This window comes from Pseudaestuariivita atlantica (assembly GCF_001205715.1).
In the GTDB taxonomy this organism is placed as follows: domain Bacteria; phylum Pseudomonadota; class Alphaproteobacteria; order Rhodobacterales; family Rhodobacteraceae; genus Pseudaestuariivita; species Pseudaestuariivita atlantica.
Map to the genome: position 1 here is coordinate 610,304 of NZ_AQQZ01000002.1, position 20,034 is coordinate 630,337.

The following is a 20,034-nucleotide window of genomic DNA, read 5'->3' on the forward strand; positions in this document are numbered from 1 at the left end:
CTTAGTCCTCCATCACGCCCTTGCGGCCAAGCAGCCCGCGGGGGCGCGTCAGCAGCACGATGATGGCTACGAGGTAGATGATGATCTGGTTGAGGCCGGGCAGCGTGTTCAGGACCGCCTCCATCGAGGCGAAACTTTCCAGCACGCCCAGCAGGAAGCCCGCCAGGACGGCGCCGGGCAGCGATCCCATGCCTCCGACCACGACGACGACGAAGCTGAGGACAAGGAAATCCATCCCCATGTGATAGTTCGGCGCGTTGATCGGCCCGTACATGACGCCCGCAAGTCCCGCCACGGCGGCGGCAAGGCCGAACATCATGGTGAAACGCTTGTCGATGTCGATGCCGAGGATGCCCACGGTTTCACGGTCGGCCATGCCGGCCCGCACGACCATCCCGAAGGTGGTGAACTGAAGGAAGGCGAACACTGCACCGATCACGACCATCGCGAAGGCGAAGTAGATCAGGCGCCAGTAGGGATAGATGATGACGTTCGGATCGATCCCGACAGCCGCGCCGAAGTCGAACGAGCCCTTGAAGGCCTCGGGCATGGGCGTCTGGATCGGGTTCGCACCGAAGAAATACTTGATCAACTCCTGCAACACGATGGCGAGGCCGAAGGTCACGAGGATCTGGTCGGCGTGGGGACGCTTGTAGAAGTGCTTGATCAGCCCGCGCTCCATCGCGACGCCGACGGCGATCATCACCGGCACGGCGAGGATCAGCGCCAGAGGCACGGACCAGTCGATGATGAAGGCCCCGACATCAGGGCCGAACCATTCCTGCACATACGGGGTCTTTACCTTGGCGGGGTTGCCGAGGAAGTCGGTCTTGGTCGGGTCGATCGTCACTTTCGACAGCGACAGGATCTTCTGCAGAGTCACGGCGCAGAAGGCACCGATCATGAACAGCGCGCCGTGCGCGAAGTTCACGACGCCCAGCGTGCCGAAGATCAGCGTCAGCCCCAGCGCGATCAGCGCATAGGCCGAGCCTTTGTCGAGCCCGTTGAGAAATTGAAGAATGATGGCTTCCATGGTCCCCACCTGTGGCAGAAGATGCAGCTTTCCGGATTGACGGATGGCTGCCAGATTTTTCGGATGAAAAATCGATAGTTAGCGAAAGGTTGCAGGGTGGGGGGAGCCCCACCCTGCAGCGTGGTTTACGCGCCCGGGTTGCAGGTGCCCAGATCGCCGCCGAAGATCGCGGGATCGTAGGTGACCTGTGCCGCCGGGGTGACTTCGACGATCTCGAGAAGGTCGAATTCGCTTTCCGGGTTTTCCTTGCCCTTCACGACCAGCACGTCCTTGAAGCACTGGTGGTCTTCGGCACGGTACAGCGTCGGGCCGTTGCCCATGCCGTCGAACTCGAAGCCTTCCAGCGCCGCGCCGACTGCGCAGGGGTTGAACGAACCGGCACGTTCCACGGCATCCGCGTACAGCAGCGCCTGGACATAGCAGGTGTGTGCGGCCTGCGACGGCGGGAAGCCGTACTTGGTGCCGAACGACTTGACGAACGCCTTCGAGCCTTCGTCCTGCAGCGACCAGTGCCAGTTCGTGGAGCCGAAGATGCCCTTCACGTTCGCACCGGCACCCTTCGCCATCAGGCGCGAGTAGAGCGGAACGATGATCTGGAAGTCCTTGCCGTTCACCTGCTTGTCGCGCAGGCCGAACTGGACGGCCGAGGTCAGCGAGTTGACCATGTTGCCGCCGTAGTGGTTCAGGACCAGCGTATCGGCGCCCGACTGCAGGACCGGTGCGATGTAGGACGAGAAGTCGGTCTGCGTCAGCGGCGTCTTCACCGCGGCAACCGTTTCCCAGCCCATCGCTTCGGTCGAGGTACGGACCGCTTCTTCGGTCGTGTAGCCCCAGTTGTAGTCGGCGGTCAGGTGATAGGCCTTACGGTCGGTGCCGTAGTTGGCCGCGAGGATCGGCGCGAGCGCCGCACCCGACATGTAGGAGTTGAAGAAGTGACGGAAGCCGTTCGCCTTCTTGTCCTTGCCGGTGGTGTCGTTCGAGTGCGTCAGGCCCGCCATGAAGATGACGCCTGCTTCCTGGCAGAGCGCCTGCACGGCCACGGCCACACCCGAGGACGAACCGCCCGTGATCATCACGGCGCCGTCTTTTTCGATCATCGAACGTGCCGATGCGCGGGCTGCGTCCGACTTGGTCTGCGTGTCGCCGGTGACGTACTCGACTTTCTTGCCGAGGATACCGTTGCCTTGCAGGGCCTTGGACGAGAAGGTGTTCATCATCCCGCCGTCGCCGCCACCGTTCAGGTGCTCGACCGCGAGTTCGTAGGCGCGCAGTTCGTCTGCACCCTCGTCGGCGTAGGGGCCGGTTTGCGGCACGTTGAAGCCAAGCGTCACCGTCGAGCCCGTGGGCGCGTTGGTAAAGCCGGCATGGCCGTCGGCGAGCAGAAGCTGCGGCGCCGCGAGACCTGCACCGGCGACTGCGCCGGTCTTGATCAGGCCACGACGCGTCAGGTTCAATTTCGTCATGGAGTTCCTCCCAGTTGGTTTTTGCAGCCCGCCGCCAAGGCGGCCGACCGCGCACAGCTGTGCAAAGACATTTTCGTCAATTCACACGGGTTCCGGCAACAAACGACTTGCGTCACTGGCTTTTTTTGTAAATTCTCGTATGCGGCGACGCCGCATTTTGTAAAGAAATTTTTCGGCGACGCAGAAATGTCCTAGATTCAAGGGAGATGGACGTGGCGGAAAGCAGCCGGACGGGAAGCCGCATCAGGGAGCGCCGGCTGTCCCTCGGAATGCGTCAGGCGGCGCTAGCGCAAACAGTCGGCATCTCCGCCTCCTACCTCAACCTGATCGAACACAATCGCCGCAGAATCGGGGGTGCCCTACTGAACCGGCTGGCGGATGCCTTGCAGGTGGCGCCGGAACTTCTGTTGCAGGGGGCCGAGGCCGCGCTGGTCGAACGCCTTCAGGAAGCCGCGGCCGCCGCGCAGGACGCGCGGCCCGAACGCGACCGGGTAGACGATTTCACCGGCCGGTTTCCCGGCTGGGCGGCGCTTGTGGCGGAACAATCGGGGCGGATCGCCGGGCTGGAACATGCGCTGGCGCGCCTGAGCGACCGGATGACACACGACCCGCACCTCGCCACCGCCCTGCACGACATGCTGTCGACGATCACCTCGATCCGCTCGACCGCAGCGATCCTCGCCGACACGCAGGACATCACGCCCGAATGGCGCGCGCGTTTCGACCGCAACATCCACGAAGACAGCCGGCGGTTGTCCGAGGGCAGCCAATCGCTTGTCGCCTACCTCGATACAGCGGGCGACGGCACGGCCGACCCCGCCCTGTCGCCGCTCGACGAGGTGGCGCGGATGTTCGACCGGTTGCGCCATCACGTCCCGGTCTTCGAGTCGGGCGGAACGGTGGATGACGTGCTGGACGGCATGGACCCGCCGCTGGGTCCCGGTGCGGCCTCCATCGCGCGCGGGCGGCTCGAAGAAATAAGAGCGGATGCGCGGGCCTTGCCGCTGCCGCTGGTGCAGGCCGCGCTCGACCGGCTGGGGTTCGACCCGGTGCGCCTGGCCGAGGCGCTTGACACCGGCGTCGCCCGTCTGCTGCGGCGGCTTGCGCATCTGCCGCCCGACATGCTGCCGCAACCCGTGGGACTGGTGATCTGCGACGGGGCCGGGGCCTTGCTGCACCGCCGGGAACTCCCCGATTTCCCGCTGCCGCGCTATGACGCGGCCTGCGCGCTCTGGCCCCTGTTCGACGCGTTGAGCCGGCCCGGCGTGCCGCTGGTGCACCGGCTGCACCTGTCGGGCCGGGAGGGCGTGCAGTTCGACAGCTACGCGGTGGCGGAACCCGCCGGGCCCGTGGGGTTCGATGCGCCGGCGCGGATCGAGGCGGTGATGCTCTTCACCCCGCACGGGGCGGTCGATGGTCCCGCTCGCCCGGTCAGAAGGGTCGGGCCGACCTGCCGGATCTGCGTCGAACATGCGTGTCCCGCGCGCCGCGTTCCGACCCTTGTCGGCGAAGCCGCGTCCGCCTGAGCTTTGACAGTGCCGGAGTTTGACGTTCTATTACTGCAAGCCTAGTGGGCGACGTCGTCTTTGGGAGGGGAGGATGTCATGAGCCGCCACGTGCTGGTCATCGAGGACGAGCAGAACATCACCGCCGCGATCTCGTTCATCCTGTCGCGGGACGGGTGGGACGTCAGCACCCATGCCAATGGCGTCGATGCCGTGGACACGGTGCGCACCCGCGCGCCCGACGTGCTGATCCTCGACGCGATGCTGCCGGGGCGTTCGGGATACGACATCCTGCGCGACCTGCGCGCCGATCCGGGCATGGCCGACCTGCCCGTGCTGATGCTGACGGCGCGGGGGCAGGCCAAGGACCGCGCCCGCGCGCTCGAAGCGGGCGCGACGCAGTTCATGACCAAACCCTTCGCGAACGGCGATGTCGTGGATGCGGTGCGGGTCCTCGGCGGCGTCTGAGGCAGGATCGTGAGCGCCAACCGCGAACCCATCTACCTGCAACGCCGCACCTATCGCCTGCGCCGGATCGTCGATGCCTGCCGGGTGCTGCCGTTTCTCGGCGCGATCCTGTGGCTGATCCCGCTGCTCTGGCCGCAGGGCGAGGCGGCGGCGCCCGGAACCTCGCGCGCCATCACCTACATGTTCGCGGTCTGGCTGGGCCTGATCGGCATCGGCGCGCTTCTGGCTTGGCGCGCGCCGGACGAGATCGCCGACGTCACCGACCCGGCGGCCCCGGTTGCGCCGCCCGACCTTGATCCCGACGACGCGGCGGAGGACGCGGCATGACCGCCGTCAACCTCCTCGTCCTTGTCAGCCTCGCCTATGTCATGGTGCTGTTCCTCGTCGCATGGGCGGCGGAACGGTCGGCGGCGCGGGGCCGGGGCGCATGGGTGCGCGCACCCGTCGTCTATACCCTGTCGCTGTCGGTCTATTGCACCGCGTGGACGTTTTACGGTGCCGTGGGTTACGCGGCGCGGTCGGGACTCGAATTCCTGACGATCTACCTCGGGCCGACCCTTGTGATGCTTGGCTGGTGGCTGGTCCTGCGCAAGCTGGTGACCATCGGGAGGCGGCAGAACATCACCTCGATCGCCGACCTGATCTCGTCCCGGTTCGGCAAGTCGAACACGCTGGCTGTGGGGGTGACGCTTCTCGCCGTGATCGCCACGACGCCCTATATCGCGCTGCAGCTTCAATCCATCGCCCTGTCCTTTGGCGCCTTCATCGCGCATGGCAGCGGGCCGGCATCGGAACCGGTGGACGCCACGCGCGTCGCCTTCTGGTCGGCACTGGGCCTTGCCATCTTCACCATCGTCTTCGGCACGCGCCGGCTGAACGTGCACGAACGCCACCACGGCGTCGTCCTCGCCATCGCGGTGGAGGCCGTGGTCAAGCTGTTTGCATTGCTCGCCGTGGGCGTCTTCGTCGTCTGGGGCCTGTCCGGCGGCGTGGCCGAGACGATGGCGCGGATCGACGCCTCGGCCATTGGACGGTGGGAGATGCAGGGGTCCCGCTGGGTGGGCCTGACCTTCCTGTCCGCCGCGGCGTTCCTTTGCCTGCCGCGGATGTTTCACGTGCTGGTCGTGGAAAACGACGATTCGCGCTTCCTGCGCGCGGCCAGCTGGGCCTTCCCGTTATACCTGATGTTGATGAGCCTGTTTGTCGTGCCCATCGCCGTGGTCGGACTCGACCTCTTGCCTGCGGGCAGCAACCCCGACCTGTTCGTTCTGACGCTGCCCCTGACGCAGGGACGCGAGGGGCTGGCGATCCTCGCCTTCATCGGGGGGTTTTCGTCAGCCACGTCGATGGTGATCGTGGCGACCATCGCGCTGTCGATCATGGTGTCGAACCACGTCGTCATGCCGATCTTCCTGCGGGCAACCGGAACAGGCGCGCAAGTGTCGGGGGACGTGCGGGCGGTCGTGCTGTTGTCCCGCCGCGCGGCGATCGCCGGTGTCGTCGCGCTTGGCTACATCTATTATGCCCTGTCGGGAGGTGGCGAGGCGCTCGCCAAGATCGGCCTGATCAGTTTCACCGGCGTCGTGCAGGTCCTGCCCGCCATGCTGGGCGGGCTGTTCTGGCGCGGCGCAAACGGGCGCGGCGCCGTGGCGGGGCTGGCTGCCGGGTTCATCGTCTGGACGGTCACTCTGTTCCTGCCGAGTTTTGGCCCCGGCGTCGTCTACAGCGCGGAAACGCTTGCCAATGGGCTTTTCGGCCAGGGCTGGCTGCGGCCGCAGGCGCTGTTCGGGATCGACGGGCTCGACCCGCTTTTGCACGGCCTGTTCTGGAGCCTCGTGCTGAATGTCGGCGCGCTGGTCGCAGTCTCCCTCGTCACCTTCCCGCGCCCGCTGGAGCGCCTTCAGGGTGCGCATTTCGTCAACGTCTTCCAGCAGGGCGGGGGCCGGGTGGAGCGTTCAACGGGTGCGGCGCAAAGCGAGGACCTGATGATCATGGCGCAGCGTATCCTTGGCCCGGACGAGGCGCTGACGCTGTTCCGGCAGGCGGCCGAGGACCAGGGATTGGGCGGGTACCTGCCGGAACCCGATGCCGAATTCCTCGAACGGCTGGAACGCGCGCTGGCCGGGTCCGTGGGCGGCGCCACGGCGCATGCCATGGTCACCCAGATCACCGGCGGCGCCTCGGTTTCGGTCGCGGACCTGATGGCGGTGGCGGACGAGACCGCGCAGATCATGGAATATTCCAGCCGCCTCGAAGCGCAGTCCGAGGAACTGACCCGCACCGCCCGCCAGTTGCGCCGCGCCAACCGCAAGCTGACGCGCCTGTCGGTGCAGAAGGACGCGTTTCTCAGCCAGATCAGCCACGAATTGCGGACGCCCATGACCTCGATCCGGGCCTTTTCGGACATCATCCGCGCCGGCGGCGACATGCCAGAGGCGGACCGGGTGCGGTTCGCGGGCATCATCCATGACGAGGCAGAACGGCTGTCACGCCTGTTGGATGACCTGCTTGATCTCAGCGTTCTGGAAAACGGGCAAGTCACGCTCAATCTGCGCGAGGGGCAGTTGGCCACCCTGCTGGACCAGGCCGTCGCGACCGCCGCCACGTCCGAAGACGGGGCCCGGCTGGCGATTGTCACCGATGTCGGAGAGATCGCGCTGACGACGGATCTGGACCGGCTGGGGCAGGTGTTCATCAACCTGATCGCCAATGCGCGCAAGTATTGCGACGCGGCCGAGCCCCGCCTTGTCATCAACGCGCGCCTGATCGGCGGGCGGGTGATCGTGGATTTCACCGATAACGGGCAGGGGATCGCGCCCGAGATGCAGGACGTGATGTTCGAGAAATTCAGCCGCGTGGGCGATCAGAACGCGGGCGGTGCGGGTCTGGGCCTTGCCATCTGCCGCCAGATCATGACGCGCCTCGGCGGCTCGATCGAATACGTGCCGGGCCGCGACGGGGCCGTGTTCCGGGTGATCCTGCCGCAGCAGGCCGAGGCGCAGGCCGCCTGATCCTCAGCCGCGTTTCGCGATGGCGTCGAGCGTGGGGCGCAACCCGTCCAGCGCGTATCCCGCCTTGGCCGTGGTGGCGAGGATGTCATCCGCCGAACGCTCCCCTGCCTGCCCAAGGGCCCAGGCGACGGTCGACCGGGTGCCGGATGCGCAATAGGCCAGTGTGGGGCCGTCGGAGGCCGCGATATGGGCGGCCTGCGCCGCGATGTTGTCCGGCGTCATGGTCTGGTGGGTCAGCGGGAGCGCGTGAAACCTGAGGCCTGCCGCTTCGGCCGCGGCGCGGACCGCGTCCGCCTGCAAGTGCGGCGGGTTCTCGGCATCCGGGCGGTTGCAGATGATGGTGGTAAAGCCCGCTTCGGCGATCGCGGGCACATCTTCGGGCAGGATCTGCTCGGACACGGAATAGGCGGGGGTGATCTGACGGATATCCATGGTCACGGCATACCCCTGCGCCAGCGGGGCGTAAAGCCGGGGGTTGCCTCCCCCATCGCCCGCGCGTCTAATGCCGCCCAAGCAGTAATGAACAGGCCCGTATCATGACCGTTCCCGATCCCGCGATCCTCACGGAAACCCGGCGTGGATCGGTCGCGGTTCTGGACCTGTCCGATCCGCCGTCACATGCCCTCGACGCCCAGACCTGCGGGGCCCTGATCGCGGCGCTGGAGGCGGCTGCGGCGGATGATGCGATCTCCGCCGTTGTGCTTGCAGCGGCTGGAGGCACCGCGTTTGCGGGCGATGCGGATGCGCTCGATGCCCCCGCGCCTGAAGACGCCGCCGCACTCGCCGATCTGACCGCGACAGTCGCGGGGTATCCCAAGCCCGTCGTGGCCTGCCTTGCCGGGACCGTGCGCGGGGCCGGTGCCGCGCTTGCGCTTGCCGCGCATTGGCGCGTGGTGGCCGACGGCGCGCGCATCGGTTGGGGCGATGTGGCGCTGGGACGGGTGCCCGGCGGCGGCGCGACCCAGCGCCTGCCGCGCCTTGTCGGTGCCCGCGCGGCGCTCGATCTTTTGCTGTCGGGCCGTGGCTTTCCGCTGAACAAGCCCATGCTGGCCGGTCTTGTCGACCTGCCGGTCGAGGGTGGCGAGGATATCGTCGCGGCGGCGGTCGCCTTCGCGTCGGGTCCGGACTGCGTCGTGCGGCCCACCGACACGCGGCGCGAAGGTCTGGCGGATGGCGCGGCTTACAGCGCCGAAATCGCCGAACGGCGGGAGAAGACGGGCGAGGCATTGGACGACGCCGCCGCCCAGACCGTGGCCGCCGTCGAGGCCGCCGCCCTGCTGCCGATCCCGGCCGGGCTGAACCTCGAAACCTCCGTCGCGGCGGATTGCGCAGCCTCCCCGCTGGCCCGTGCGCGCACCGGGCTGGCCAAGGCCGAGGCGCGGGTGACACGCGCGGCGGGCGCGCCCGCGCGGGGGCCTTTGACCATCGCGGGCAGCGGTCGGATCGCGGCGGGCCTTGCCATCGCCGTGCTCGACGCGGGCTGCGACCTGCGCCTTGTCGGGGCCGGGGCGTCGCGCGTGCGCGCGCAGGTCGCCGCCACCTACGATCACGCGGTGTCGCGCTCCCGCCTGTCGACGCGGAAACGTGACGACCGGATGCGGCGCGTGTCGCTCGATACCGGCTGGCATGACCTCGGGCCCGGCGACGTGGTGTTCGTGACCGACGGCTCTGCCGCGTTCGAAGACGGTGGGCGCGGCACGGTACAGGCCACCGCTGTTCCGGAACCGGAGGCGGAGGACGAAATCGCGCTGGCCGTTCCGCCCTTGTGCCACGTGCGTCGGCTGGTCGAAATCGGCTGGACCGAGGCGCAGGCGGATGACGTGGCGCGCGTCGCCGCGGCCTGCGCCGCCTTCGCGCGCCTTCCCGTGGTGACACGCGGCGCAGGCGCGCGCGCATTCGACCGGCTGTCGGCGGCTTCTGCGCTTGCGGCGGATGCGTTGGTCAAGACCGGCCTGCCGCCCGAACGGCTTGACGCGGCTTTGCGTGCGGCGGGCTGGGCCAGCGTGCCGTTCCTGTCGCGGGACCTTGCGGGCCTGCCCGGAACCGGGCCGGGCGTGGCGTTGCAGGAGTGTTTTCCGGACGCGGAGTTCGGCGCGTTGGACGCCCTGCTGGCCGAGGTCGGCCGCACGGGCCGCATCGCGGGCGCGGGGTATTACGATTACGCCTCTGGCCGCCCGATGCCCGATCCTTCGGTCACCGCGATCCTGTCGGAACTGGCCAATCCCGTCGATCCGGGCTGGGACGCGGACGACATCGTCTGGATGATGACCGCCGCGATTGCCAACGAAGGGGTGCGGCTCGTGGCCGAGGGCATGGTGGACGCGGCGTCGGATGTTGACCTTATCGCGGTGCACGGGATGGGGCTGCCGCGCGATTCCGGTGGGCTGCTGCTGTGGGCCGATCTGCAAGGTCTGCCGCGCATGGAGCGCCGCCTGCGCGATATGGCGGACCGGCTTGGTCCGCTCTGGTCGCCGCATCCCGAATGGGGCGAGCGGATTAAGAACGGGCGTGCCCTTGTCGAAGCCGGGTGAGCTCAGCCGAGGAAAATGCCCACGACCACCATCATCAGGCCCAGCACGGACAGAAACAGCGCACCAAGGTTCAACGGCATGACCCGCTGCACCACGGCCTTCAGTTCGGCGTCGTCGCTCGTCCGGCGCTTGGCCTTTGTCACCTGAAAAATGCACCAGACAAGCCCCGCAAGACCCGCGAGTGACACGACCGCTCCGATCCAGACAAGGTTTTGCATCCGATGTTCCCCGCGTCGATGACCGCTGCGCGCCTAACCGATCCCGAACCGCGCGGCAAGGCTTGAAGCCGACCCGCCGCAAGGCTAGGACGCAGGTCTGCAACCGGATGAGGGCCCATGGCATGAACGACGAGGACGTGATCGAAGGCGGACAGGCAGAGGCGAGCTATCGCGTCACGGCGGGCGAATTGCGCCAGTTCATCGAACGGTTCGAAAGGCTGGAAGCGGAGAAGAAGGACCTTGCCGACCAGCAGAAAGAGGTGATGGCCGAAGCGAAAGCGCGCGGTTACGACACCAAGGTCATGCGCAAGGTCGTCGCGCTGCGCAAACGCGACAAGGACGACATCGCCGAGGAAGAGGCGGTGCTGGAGCTTTACAAGGAAGCGCTGGGCATGTGATCCGCGCCGGGGCGGCTTTGGTCAGACCAGAAGTTGAAGCCCGCCCGCTGGCTGCTTTACCGTGATCTCGCGATCATGTTCGGCGGCGAGAAGGCGCAGCAGGCAGAACTGGACCAGCCCCGGTTCCTTGGCGGCAACAAGGTCACCGGCGGGCAGGTTATCCCAGATTTCCGGATCGATCTTGAACGTGTCGGCCTTCGCGGTCAGCTTCCAGCGTCCCCCGGATTCGTCGATCTTGAGCGTGCCGCCGAACGGCATCGCCGTCTCCGCGCACAGGATTCCCAGGAAGGCCAGTTGCGCCTCGGCGCGGGAGGCGTCGATCTCCGGGCTCCAGTCCACGCGCAGGCGGCTGCCCTCGGTGAAATCTGCGATGATCCCGCGCAACTCGCCCGGTCCCATGCGCTGCGCCGGGCTTGCCACGCCGAACGCCACACGGAAGAACCGGATGCGCGCGCTGGCGCTGCGGCAGCTGTCCTGGATCAGCACCATTTCGGGGCTGCCAGCCCCTTGCGAGGTCATGGCCAAAAGCTCCAGCCCATTGTTTATCGCGCCGATCGGGCTTATCAGGTCATGGCAAATCCGCGAGCCGAGTAGCGCGGAAAGGTTGGCGTCGGCATCAAGCATGGCGCGTCCTAGCTGAGTGGTGTGGAGGCCGGATGTCAGACCTTGTCGCAGTTCTTGAACCGGGAATGCTCGTACGCAACGTCGCGGCTCCGGAGTGGGGTGTCGGGCAGGTCCAGTCGAACGTGGCCAACAAGGTTACGGTGAACTTCCGGGAGATGGGCAAAGTGGTCATGGACGGAACACGCGCTGACTTGGAACTGGTTTACGAGGTAAATAACTAGGTCCGAATCTGTGAACTCAACTGGAAAATGTGCAAGACCGTCTTTGCAGTATCTCCGGATTTACACAACTTAAGGTTGTAATGTATCATCAAGGCCACAATACGCGTGCGTGAGGAGACGTCGATCAACGTGTCCCCTCTGGTTGCGCGCGTGGCGCGGGACCAGAACGACATACTGGCGGCACAGCGCCTGCGCTATCAGGTGTTCGTGAAAGAACTGGGTGGTTCCGGCGCGATGGTGGACCATGCCGCGCAGCTGGAAACGGACCGGTTCGATCCGTATTTCGATCACATCGTTCTGGTTGATCCGGACAAAAGCGCAACGGTTGGCGATCACGTTGTCGGTGTCTACCGGGTGATGCGTCTCAGCGGCGCGGTTGCGGCCGGGCAATTCTACTCAGAGGATGAATACGACCTGACTGTTCTGCGCCGGTCGGGGCGGCGTTTGCTGGAACTCGGACGGTCCTGCCTGCACCCTGATCACCGGGGCGGCGCGGCCATGGTCGTCTTGTGGAACGCGCTGGCCGATTACGTCAAACGGCACGGGATCGAGGTGATGTTCGGCGTCGCCAGCTTCCATGGAACCGACATCGCGGCGCTCGCCCCGGCGCTGTCGCTTTTGCATCACCGCCATCTCGCGCCCGCCGACCTGCGGCCGCGGGCGCGCGCCGGGGCCTACCAGCCAATGGACCTCGTCCCGCCGGACCAGATCGATCGCGCCGCCGCCATGCGCAGCGTGCCGCCGCTGATCAAGGCCTATCTCAAGCTGGGCGGGTGTGTCGGGGACGGGGCCTATATCGACCGGGCGTTCAACACGACCGACGTGTGCCTCGTGATGGATACCGCGCAGATGAACGCCCAGCAGACGAACCTGTATCTCAGGGCGCGGGGGTAGGGGCGTTGAGTGACACGTGGACCAGCCCCGAACCGCCACCCGAAATGCGCGTGCGCGGCATCAGGGCGTGGCTGCGTGTCGCGTGGCGGGGCACAACGATCGGTGGTGTGACCTTCGGCTGCCTCGGGCTTTTGCTGGTGGTGCGGCTGGTCGAACGCCCGATCCATGGCGAGCACCGGCCGTGGACGCCCCATATCACGCAATTCGTCTGCCGCACGGCGCTGTGGCTGTTCGGTCTGAGGCTCGACATCCGGGGCGAGCCGCTCGACCGTGAAGGTGCGATGGTCGCCAACCACTCGTCATGGCTCGACATCTTCGTGCTGAACGCCCCGACGCGGCTTTACTTCGTCTCCAAGGCCGAAGTCGAACGCTGGCCCGGAATCGGCTGGCTGGCGCGGGCGACAGGCACCGTGTTCATCCGGCGCAACCGGTCCGAGGCCGCCGCGCAAACCGCCCTGTTCGAAGACCGCCTGAACGCCGGGCATCGCCTTCTGTTCTTTCCCGAAGGCACTTCGACCGACGGGGAGCGGGTCCTGCCGTTCAAGCCGACGCTGTTCCAGGCGTTCCTGGGCGAGCCCTTGCGCGCTCACCTCGTGATCCAGCCCGTTTCCGTCCGCTTCGATGCGCCCGAAGGCGTGAACCCGCGCATTTACGGCTGGTGGGGAGATATGGAGTTCGGCGAACACCTGCTGGGCATGCTCGCCCTGCCGCGGCACGGTCGGGTCACGGTGATGTACCACGATCCGGTGCCCGCGGCGGATTTCGAGGATCGCAAGGTGCTGGCCGCGACGCTGGAAGAGCAGGTGCGCGCCGGTCACGCTGCCCTAGCGGAGGCGCGCGACAAGGTCTGACAGCGCCGTGACGGGGTTGTCGGCAGACCAGATTTCGGCGCCGATGCCGAAGAAATCCACGAAGGGCGCAAGCCGCGCGACGATGTCGGCATCAAGCCCGCCTTCGGCCACGACCGGCACCTCGATCATTTCCGACCACCACGCGAAAAGCTCGTCCTCGGCGGCGTCCCCGGTATCGAGGAGGCCGGGGGTCAGCGGGCCGAAACTCACGTAATCCGCGCCGGCTTCTCCGGCGCTCATGCCGTCATGGCGCGACGCTCCGCAATGGGCGCCCACGATGGCGTCGGGCCCCAGTTCCTTGCGGGCGTGGCGGACGGTGCGGGCACCGTCGCCCAGGTGCACGCCGTCCAGGCCGAGGCGGCCCACCAGCGCAAGGTGGGTGTCGATGACCAGCGCGATGTCGCGAGCATGGGTGACCTCGCGCAGCGCGTCCGCCGTGCGGGTGATCCGGTCTTCGTCCCGCGTGGCCAGCGCAAGCCGCACGCAGGCCACCTCCTGCGCATCCAGCACGGCGTTGAACCGCGGCAGGAAGCGGCTCAGGTCGATCTCGTCCGGCGTCAGCAGGTAGATCTGGGGAGTGTCGGCGTCAGGCATCGGGTGTCTTTCCGGTCGTCTGACCGCTCTTAACGCGGAACATGGCGTAAGGCCAAGGGCCGCCGCGCACGGGCTTGCACGTGCCCGACCACGGCCCTATCAGGCCGCCATGTCCCACGATCCCGCCGCGCAACCCGTCTTCGTCCTCGTCCGCCCGCAAATGGGCGAAAACATCGGTGCCGCCGCGCGCGCGATGTGGAATTTCGGGCTGGACGCGATGCGCCTTGTCAGCCCGCGCGACGGCTGGCCCAACCCCGCCTCGGTCGCCATGGCCTCGGGCGCGGGGCGGCTTCTGGACGAGGCCCGGCTGTGCAAGACCACCGCAGATGCGCTTGCCGACATGGATTTCACCTTTGCCACCACCGCGCGCCCGCGCGGGTTGACCAAGGATGTCTACACGCCCGAGGCCGCGATGCAGGCGGCCCGCGACCGGATCGCGGCGGGCCAGCGCGTCGCCGTGCTGTTCGGCCCTGAACGTGCGGGGCTGGAAAACGACGACGTCGCGCGGGCCAATGCCATCATCTCGGTCCCGGTGAACCCGGCCTTCCCGTCGCTCAACCTCGCGCAATGCGTCCTGCTTACCGGTTACGAATGGCGCCGCGCGAGCGAAGAGGCACCCGCCGTCGCGCAGGAACTCGCCGGCACCGAATGGGCCAATGGTGACGAACGCGAACACCTCGCCCTGCATTTCGAGGACCGGCTGGGCGAGGCGGGCTTCTTCTTTCCCGAAGCCAAGGAGGAGGGCATGAAGCAGAACCTGCGCAACATGTGGTCGCGCATGCCGCTGACCCGCGCCGACGTGCAGATGCTGCACGGCATGTTGCGCCAGATGGTCCGCTGGAAGGAACGCGGCTAGGGTTCGATCAGCGTCACGCCGGGAATGTGCGAGATCGTCTCGACATCCTCGTCATAAAGCGCCGACAACGTGTCGATCAGCTCCTCGGTCCAGCCCGGCAGGTCCAGCTCTTCCTCGACCTCGGCGTCGTCGGCGTATTTTTCGAGGAAGGCCATCATCGCCTTGCGCCGCTGCGGTTCGGGAAGGTCGGGATGCTGGCCAAGAAACTCGCGAAATCGCTGCATGCCTTCGCGCGTCATGATCTGCATCAGGATGTCGAAGGAGCCGTTGATCTTGGCGGTGACCGGCAGACCCGCCATCCGCTTCAGAACCTCGCCGAAGACCAGCGGGCTGTCCTCGTTGCACCAGACGGTGATCGGGATTTCCGGCAGAGTCGCGCGCAGCCGCGACAGGAATTCCGACCAGCGCAGGTTAGCCAGATCAAGACTGCGCGCGTATTCCGCGAACATCAGCCCGCCCGACTGGATATAGGCGGCGGGCACGAAAGTCGCGGGGTCCCGCAACGCGAAATACAGCTCGATCTGGTCCCCCTCGAACAGGCGGACCAGATGGGCGAGACGGTTCTCGGCCGACCGGTAGAACTGCGCGCCCTTGACGGCAAATCCCGGTTTTCCAAGCAATCCCTCGTGCGACAGGATCAGCCGGTGCACCTTTTCATGGTCCTCGTCGAGGATCGTGTCGAGCAGGACGTCCCGCGCATCCGGGGCCGGTGCCCGCGCGTCCATCGCCTTGACCGTGTTGGTCAGCAACCGGCGGTACCGGCTGGGACCGGGCACGGCGATCCCCTGGTCGAGAAACGGGCCGGAATTGCGCAACAGCGCCTTCACGATCCGGTCGTCATCGGTGCAATGCGCTCCGGCATGGAGGATCAATTTCATGGCTGGCCTGCTCTTGCCGCGTGGGCCGAAGTGTAGCGCCGCCACGCCCCCCGCGCAAACGCTTGCGAGCCCTGCCGTTTCGTCCTAAGACGCCCTCTGTGCCCCTATAGCTCAGCTGGTAGAGCAACTGATTTGTAATCAGTAGGTCCGCGGTTCGAGTCCGTGTGGGGGCACCATTAAAACCCAAGCATTTCCAAATATCTACGCAAGTGTCTTCGGCGGATCGTGCAGTCAAATGCACATGAATGGCTGGGTTTGGTGCAAATTTGGTGCAAAACTCCTGCGTACCAGCTAAACTCAGCAGGAAGACCAAATCGACACCACGTTCAATGGAGTGAACCGCGTGGGGACCGTCACAGCCATCAAAGGCGCGAAAGGCACGCGATACCGGGCTCAAGTCAGACGCAAGGGGCATCCCCAGCAGTCAGAGTATTTTGCGCGGCGCAAGGACGCTGAGGCTTGGGTCAGAAAGATTGAGACTGAACTGGATGCCGGGCGTTTTCTCTTTGACGGTGCCGCCAAGAAAAGAACCGTATCCGAACTGATCGACCGCTACGAGGCAGACGTCTTACCACAAAAGAAGTCGGCAAGAGACCAGAGGCAGCAACTTTCGATTTGGCGTGAAATGGTCGGCCAAGAAAAATTGCTCGGCCTCTCAACAGCTACCTTGATGGAAGCGAGACGGAAGATCGCCGAACGCCAAACCAGACACGACAAGCCGGTCTCCAATGCCACAGTGAACCGGTACCTTGCTGTTTTCTCACATGTGCTGACGGTTGCTGAAAATCAGTATCAGTGGATCCCTGAAAATCCGATGCGACGGGTCCCCTTACTCAAAGAAGCGCAAGGTCGAGATCGTGTGCTGAGCAACATTGAAATTCAGCGGTTGCTCGCTGCGTGCTCTGAAATTGTTGATCGAAGGCTTGAGGTGATTGTTCTTTTGGCTTTGACCTCTGCGATGCGGCGAGGCGAGATAATGGGCCTCACGTGGGACAGGGTTTTTCTGGACCAAGGTTTACTCAAAATCGAAGAACCCAAGAACGGGCAACGAAGGATGGTGACGGTTTTACCAGAAGTGGTCGCAAAGATGGCGGAGCTGGACGTCGATGGCGGGCGCGATGGACTAGTGTTTCCAAACAAAACCCTTACAGGAGCATGGGATTTCAAGAAAAGTTGGCAGAAGGTTTTGCAGCAGGCCGATTTGGACGATTTCCGGTTCCATGATCTTCGTCACACAGCAGCGAAACTGATCGCCAAAAGCGGGGGATCAGTACCGCAGATCGCAACGATCTTGGGGCATAAGTCGTTCAAGATGGCCAGCCGCTACGCCCATCTCACAGAAGACCATACGCGAGACTTGTTGAGTAGGACCATGAAGGAGGTATTGCCAGATGAGTGAAGGGCAGGTCTGGGACCGATTGATGTCAGACGCCGAGTTTGTTGAGCTGTCTCTGCCCTACTTCAAGAAGAAGTACTGGTCGCTGCATGTTGGATGCTGCCTTATCGCAAAGGTTAACCCAATCAGCCACCCAGGCGTCGGAGTCGGCTACTCGGATTGGTCAGAGGATGATCCGGACGGCGTCGATGACTACACCCGCCGCCCGTTCCAAGCAGCCGTTCGTTCAATTGTGGCGAGGTCCGATGCCGATTTGTTCGACTTCGAAAAACCAAGGTTGCGCGCGCATACCATAGAAGATCCCCTGATTAGTGGTCAGTCAGTACTCTTGGATACAACAGTCTTTGTGCATTGGGTTCGGAAGCGTTGGCCTGACCAAAGTTCGCACTTCAAGCTTGCATGGACGCGAAGGGAGGCAAGAAAGTCCGCCGCCATAGACAGTTACCTCAGCGCGGGCAGCGGGCAAAACGCGTCGACGAAAGACACCAAAAGGCGCAACGCTTTTGCCGAGCTTCAAAAGGAGCTGGGTTCAGAACTGGGCAATCTCTCGGATTGGCAGTTGGCAGAGCGGCTCGCCAAACGAATCAAGAATGAGACCTTTGCTGCAGCGGCGGCGACTCTACGGCAAAAGTTCAAAAGTTGGCGTTCAGAACTGGGCGGTTGAGCCAAACGACCGGAGAATAACCACAGGATTTCATCTAAGCATCTGTTATTAAAAAATATTAATAACGTGGATGAATTTGCTATCGGGCTTCCATCCAACCCTAATGGTGTTCGCAAAACACGGGCGCCATGAAGGGCACGATGAAGCAAAAAGACTTTGACAACGCAGTTCCGCCGACGAACAGGCTGATGACTGTTCAGCAAATTCTGGATCACGACGCATACAGTTGGGCTACGAATTCCTACTTGCGAAGCCTGATCTACAATGCGGAAGACCGGTTCGGTTCCGGAGGGACAAAGGTCGCTGGAAACGGCTTTGCATCAGCAGTCATCCGGATTGGCAGCAAAATCCTCATCGACATGAACGAGTTCGATGCGTTTATCGAGAGACACCGCATGGCAGAAAAGTCGAGCGCTCCTGAAACTCCCTGTAACACCAAACAGTTTGGAAGGGACCAGGGAGATGGGTGAAGCATCACCAGGCCATGCAATCAATTGCACGGGCAAAATCGACAACATCTCGCTCGTGTTCGGCGGGTACGATCCAGACCATACTAAGCTTTACCTGTCACGCATTCTTCAGATGAGCAGCAATGGCGCATTGAAGCAGGTAAAAGTCGCACGCAATGGGTTCGCCCGGAACTTCATGCTCAAGGAAGACCTATTCGAAGAGAGAGTGTTGGTGTCTTGCATGTCCACGAAGCCTAACGGCCCCGCTTTTCGGTTGGAATTCAACCCTAGTAAGCTTGGCCCCGAGAGCACTGCAACGGTTCTGAGCATTGTTGCGTCTGACATACTCGAAGGCGGGACTTCTGAACTGTACGAGCGCGCCAGGGTTACCCGGTTCGATGTGGCCTTCGACTTGTTTGGTTTTAGTCTCTCGCAAGCTCACTTCTGGGCTAACGAGACCTCATCATCGCAGACTTACAACGCCGTCGGCATGCGCACCGAAACGCTTGTGTTCAATCAATCGAAACGGAGGCAGGTCGTTGTGTATGACAAAGCGGCCGAACGAACGAGTAAAGGAATTCAACCCAAGGTCAGTCCGTGGACAAGGATTGAGGTGCGGAAACGCAACGCCGGTCAACTTGCGGCTTTGAAGTCGACCAAGTGCCCGTTTTTAGACTTTCACGTTTCCTGTCGCAAAAAGCCCGCCGACATTTCAGAGGCGACGTGGGTGCTTATCAATGCGGCCTCGGGACCGATGATGCTCCAAGCCGTTTTGGGGCAGTTGCCAATGTCCAAAAGAGCTCTCGTCAAGAACATATTGAAGAAGCATCCTCTTGAAGGATGGAACGCGGCAAAGCTCTGGAAAGAGTGGCCGACAATAGTAAATGAAAGTGGGTTGCTGGCTCCAGTTCAGGCGCAAGCATAGGCATAGAACTGACCGAGGGACTTCAGCTTCGGTCGCTTGTGCACAAATTGAGTGGGTAGATCGGACGCTTCGTATCGATTTCGGGTTGCTCAAGGTGCCCAGCTAGGCTTGAAAACGACCGAACTTTCCGCACCGAGGCAGCTGTTTGTAAGCGCTTGATGTGCAAGTACCACCGGCTTGCGAGAATGCGGCAGGATTGGCTTGAGCTTTGTTGGGCTATCGGGGGTAGTTTCATAGCGAAGGAAAATTTGGTGCCGGGGTTTTCGATCCATGACGGCTTACTGTTTGACCTCCCTGCACCATAGCTTAGCCTGTCCACGGGGCACCAATGCTCTCCGCTGATTTGGAGAAAGTGCCATGATTATCCCAACACCGCTACCGATCGACGAGGAAATGCTTCGCAGCGAGTTACATGCTTGTCGACCTCAAACCATTTCTGTTTTTCCTCACGGTGACAAGTATTTAGCTATGTCGGTTCTGCAGAAGTCCATCCGACGCAATGAGCTGGATTTGGCCTTGAGCGCGGGCAGTTATCTTCTAGAGGTGTGCCCGAACCTGTTTTGGCAGAGACTTCGAATTGTGGCTTTGGAGGACATTGGGCTGGCAGACTTAGACTTGGTCGGTCAAGTCATTCTCATCTCCTCTGAACCTCATGTATGGGGGGGTCGCGGGGGGATGCGGCAATCCTCCTGTTACCTCGTCGAACGGCTTTGCCAAGCGCGGAAAGATCGCTCCGCGGATGATCTTTTCGACGTGCTGTCACGAGATCCGGCATGTGCAATCAATTGCGTAAACTTGGCTGATAACGTCGACGCGGATGACTCGGACAAGCTTCTACCAACGGACGTTTTCCAGCGCGCGCTTTCGTTGATCCCGCCTAGACAGCGGAACGGAGTTTTCCCAGACCGGCTGACGCGGACAGATGATTGGGTTTTCATGATCGAGCAGGCTGGGTTCGAAGTGTCGTCCAGCGTCGCGTCCGTTGCTTGTTTGGCTACAAAAACGTGAACCGCCCCGGGTTTACCGGAGAGTAAAACACTCAAAGGATGAGCCCT

22 protein-coding genes and 1 tRNA gene are annotated in these 20,034 nt (G+C 63.8%); 16 read left to right on the forward strand and 7 right to left on the reverse strand.

Annotation, left to right across the window (positions count from 1 at the left end; genetic code table 11):
- Position 1: 1 nt before the first annotated feature.
- Together ATO11_RS06480 and ATO11_RS06485 are read right to left on the reverse strand one after the other, a co-directional pair.
- Complete coding sequence (locus ATO11_RS06480; RefSeq protein ID WP_050529997.1) at positions 2 to 1,033, reverse strand: branched-chain amino acid ABC transporter permease; 1,032 nt, start codon at positions 1,031 to 1,033, stop codon at positions 2 to 4.
- 125 nt (positions 1,034 to 1,158) lie between these two features.
- Complete coding sequence (locus ATO11_RS06485) at positions 1,159 to 2,496, reverse strand: substrate-binding protein (protein WP_050529998.1); 1,338 nt, start codon at positions 2,494 to 2,496, stop codon at positions 1,159 to 1,161.
- 212 nt (positions 2,497 to 2,708) lie between these two features.
- Here ATO11_RS06485 and ATO11_RS06490 point away from each other — a divergent pair, with 212 nt between their 5' ends.
- The 4 genes from ATO11_RS06490 (at position 2,709) to ATO11_RS06505 (ending at position 7,480) form a co-directional block, all read left to right on the forward strand.
- Positions 2,709 to 4,022, forward strand: a complete 1,314-nt coding sequence (locus tag ATO11_RS06490) for a helix-turn-helix transcriptional regulator (RefSeq protein ID WP_110553595.1) — start codon at positions 2,709 to 2,711, stop codon at positions 4,020 to 4,022.
- A gap of 78 nt (positions 4,023 to 4,100) precedes the next feature.
- A complete protein-coding gene (locus tag ATO11_RS06495) occupies positions 4,101 to 4,469 on the forward strand; it encodes a response regulator transcription factor (RefSeq protein WP_050530000.1) in 369 nt (122 codons plus the stop codon).
- A gap of 9 nt (positions 4,470 to 4,478) precedes the next feature.
- Complete coding sequence (locus ATO11_RS06500; RefSeq protein WP_082176181.1) at positions 4,479 to 4,796, forward strand: hypothetical protein; 318 nt, start codon at positions 4,479 to 4,481, stop codon at positions 4,794 to 4,796.
- The gene (locus tag ATO11_RS06505) at positions 4,793 to 7,480 is read left to right on the forward strand and encodes a sensor histidine kinase (RefSeq protein ID WP_050530001.1); all 2,688 of its coding nucleotides are present in this window, start codon (positions 4,793 to 4,795) and stop codon (positions 7,478 to 7,480) included. The genes ATO11_RS06500 and ATO11_RS06505 overlap by 4 nt, the downstream gene beginning before the upstream one ends.
- 3 nt (positions 7,481 to 7,483) lie before the next feature.
- Here the strand turns inward: ATO11_RS06505 and ATO11_RS06510 are convergent, their stop codons facing one another.
- A complete protein-coding gene (locus ATO11_RS06510; RefSeq protein WP_050530002.1) occupies positions 7,484 to 7,912 on the reverse strand; it encodes a protein tyrosine phosphatase family protein in 429 nt (142 codons plus the stop codon).
- Positions 7,913 to 8,016: 104 nt separating this feature from the next.
- Here ATO11_RS06510 and ATO11_RS06515 point away from each other — a divergent pair, with 104 nt between their 5' ends.
- Positions 8,017 to 10,011: an enoyl-CoA hydratase-related protein gene (locus ATO11_RS06515; protein ID WP_050530003.1), complete on the forward strand. Its 1,995-nt coding sequence runs from the start codon at positions 8,017 to 8,019 to the stop codon at positions 10,009 to 10,011.
- Between the two features lie 2 nt (positions 10,012 to 10,013).
- Here the strand turns inward: ATO11_RS06515 and ATO11_RS06520 are convergent, their stop codons facing one another.
- Complete coding sequence (locus tag ATO11_RS06520; protein ID WP_050530004.1) at positions 10,014 to 10,229, reverse strand: hypothetical protein; 216 nt, start codon at positions 10,227 to 10,229, stop codon at positions 10,014 to 10,016.
- Positions 10,230 to 10,351: 122 nt separating this feature from the next.
- Here ATO11_RS06520 and ATO11_RS06525 point away from each other — a divergent pair, with 122 nt between their 5' ends.
- On the forward strand, positions 10,352 to 10,627 hold the full coding sequence (locus ATO11_RS06525) for a DUF2312 domain-containing protein (RefSeq protein ID WP_050530005.1): 276 nt from the start codon (positions 10,352 to 10,354) through the stop codon (positions 10,625 to 10,627).
- Positions 10,628 to 10,648: 21 nt separating this feature from the next.
- Here ATO11_RS06525 and ATO11_RS06530 read toward each other — a convergent pair whose 3' ends face one another.
- Entirely contained in the window at positions 10,649 to 11,251 is a 603-nt protein-coding gene (locus tag ATO11_RS06530) for a histidine phosphotransferase family protein (protein WP_050530006.1), read from the reverse strand.
- Positions 11,252 to 11,283: 32 nt separating this feature from the next.
- Here ATO11_RS06530 and ATO11_RS06535 point away from each other — a divergent pair, with 32 nt between their 5' ends.
- The 3 genes from ATO11_RS06535 to olsA all read left to right on the forward strand — a co-directional run bounded on the left by ATO11_RS06535 (position 11,284) and on the right by olsA (position 13,217).
- The gene (locus ATO11_RS06535) at positions 11,284 to 11,472 is read left to right on the forward strand and encodes a DUF3553 domain-containing protein (RefSeq protein WP_050530007.1); all 189 of its coding nucleotides are present in this window, start codon (positions 11,284 to 11,286) and stop codon (positions 11,470 to 11,472) included.
- Positions 11,473 to 11,601: 129 nt separating this feature from the next.
- Positions 11,602 to 12,366, forward strand: coding sequence for an L-ornithine N(alpha)-acyltransferase (gene olsB, locus ATO11_RS06540; RefSeq protein WP_242601367.1), 765 nt, complete (start codon positions 11,602 to 11,604; stop codon positions 12,364 to 12,366).
- A 5-nt stretch (positions 12,367 to 12,371) separates the two neighbouring features.
- Positions 12,372 to 13,217, forward strand: coding sequence for a lyso-ornithine lipid O-acyltransferase (gene olsA / locus ATO11_RS06545; RefSeq protein WP_242601368.1), 846 nt, complete (start codon positions 12,372 to 12,374; stop codon positions 13,215 to 13,217).
- Here the strand turns inward: olsA and ATO11_RS06550 are convergent.
- A complete protein-coding gene (locus tag ATO11_RS06550; protein WP_050530010.1) occupies positions 13,191 to 13,811 on the reverse strand; it encodes a thiamine phosphate synthase in 621 nt (206 codons plus the stop codon). The genes olsA and ATO11_RS06550 overlap by 27 nt on opposite strands.
- 109 nt (positions 13,812 to 13,920) lie before the next feature.
- Here ATO11_RS06550 and ATO11_RS06555 point away from each other — a divergent pair, with 109 nt between their 5' ends.
- Positions 13,921 to 14,667, forward strand: coding sequence for an RNA methyltransferase (locus tag ATO11_RS06555; protein WP_050530011.1), 747 nt, complete (start codon positions 13,921 to 13,923; stop codon positions 14,665 to 14,667).
- On the opposite strand, the gene ATO11_RS06560 is transcribed toward ATO11_RS06555, so the two are convergent.
- Positions 14,664 to 15,545 (reverse strand): hypothetical protein, encoded by an 882-nt coding sequence (locus tag ATO11_RS06560; RefSeq protein WP_050530012.1) that lies wholly within the window; start codon positions 15,543 to 15,545, stop codon positions 14,664 to 14,666. The genes ATO11_RS06555 and ATO11_RS06560 overlap by 4 nt on opposite strands.
- Positions 15,546 to 15,645: 100 nt before the next feature.
- Here ATO11_RS06560 and ATO11_RS06565 point away from each other — a divergent pair.
- From ATO11_RS06565 to ATO11_RS06590, 6 genes are all read left to right on the forward strand, one after another.
- A tRNA-Thr gene (locus ATO11_RS06565) sits at positions 15,646 to 15,721 on the forward strand.
- A 167-nt stretch (positions 15,722 to 15,888) separates the two neighbouring features.
- The gene (locus tag ATO11_RS06570) at positions 15,889 to 16,944 is read left to right on the forward strand and encodes a tyrosine-type recombinase/integrase (protein WP_134643074.1); all 1,056 of its coding nucleotides are present in this window, start codon (positions 15,889 to 15,891) and stop codon (positions 16,942 to 16,944) included.
- A complete protein-coding gene (locus ATO11_RS06575; protein WP_050530014.1) occupies positions 16,937 to 17,605 on the forward strand; it encodes a hypothetical protein in 669 nt (222 codons plus the stop codon). Before ATO11_RS06570 ends, ATO11_RS06575 begins: the two co-directional genes overlap by 8 nt.
- A 128-nt stretch (positions 17,606 to 17,733) precedes the next feature.
- On the forward strand, positions 17,734 to 18,075 hold the full coding sequence (locus ATO11_RS06580) for a hypothetical protein (RefSeq protein ID WP_050530015.1): 342 nt from the start codon (positions 17,734 to 17,736) through the stop codon (positions 18,073 to 18,075).
- Complete coding sequence (locus ATO11_RS06585; RefSeq protein WP_050530016.1) at positions 18,068 to 18,979, forward strand: hypothetical protein; 912 nt, start codon at positions 18,068 to 18,070, stop codon at positions 18,977 to 18,979. The genes ATO11_RS06580 and ATO11_RS06585 overlap by 8 nt, the downstream gene beginning before the upstream one ends.
- Before the next feature lie 357 nt (positions 18,980 to 19,336).
- A complete protein-coding gene (locus ATO11_RS06590) occupies positions 19,337 to 19,987 on the forward strand; it encodes a hypothetical protein (RefSeq protein WP_134643075.1) in 651 nt (216 codons plus the stop codon).
- The last annotated feature ends 47 nt before the right edge of the window (positions 19,988 to 20,034 follow it).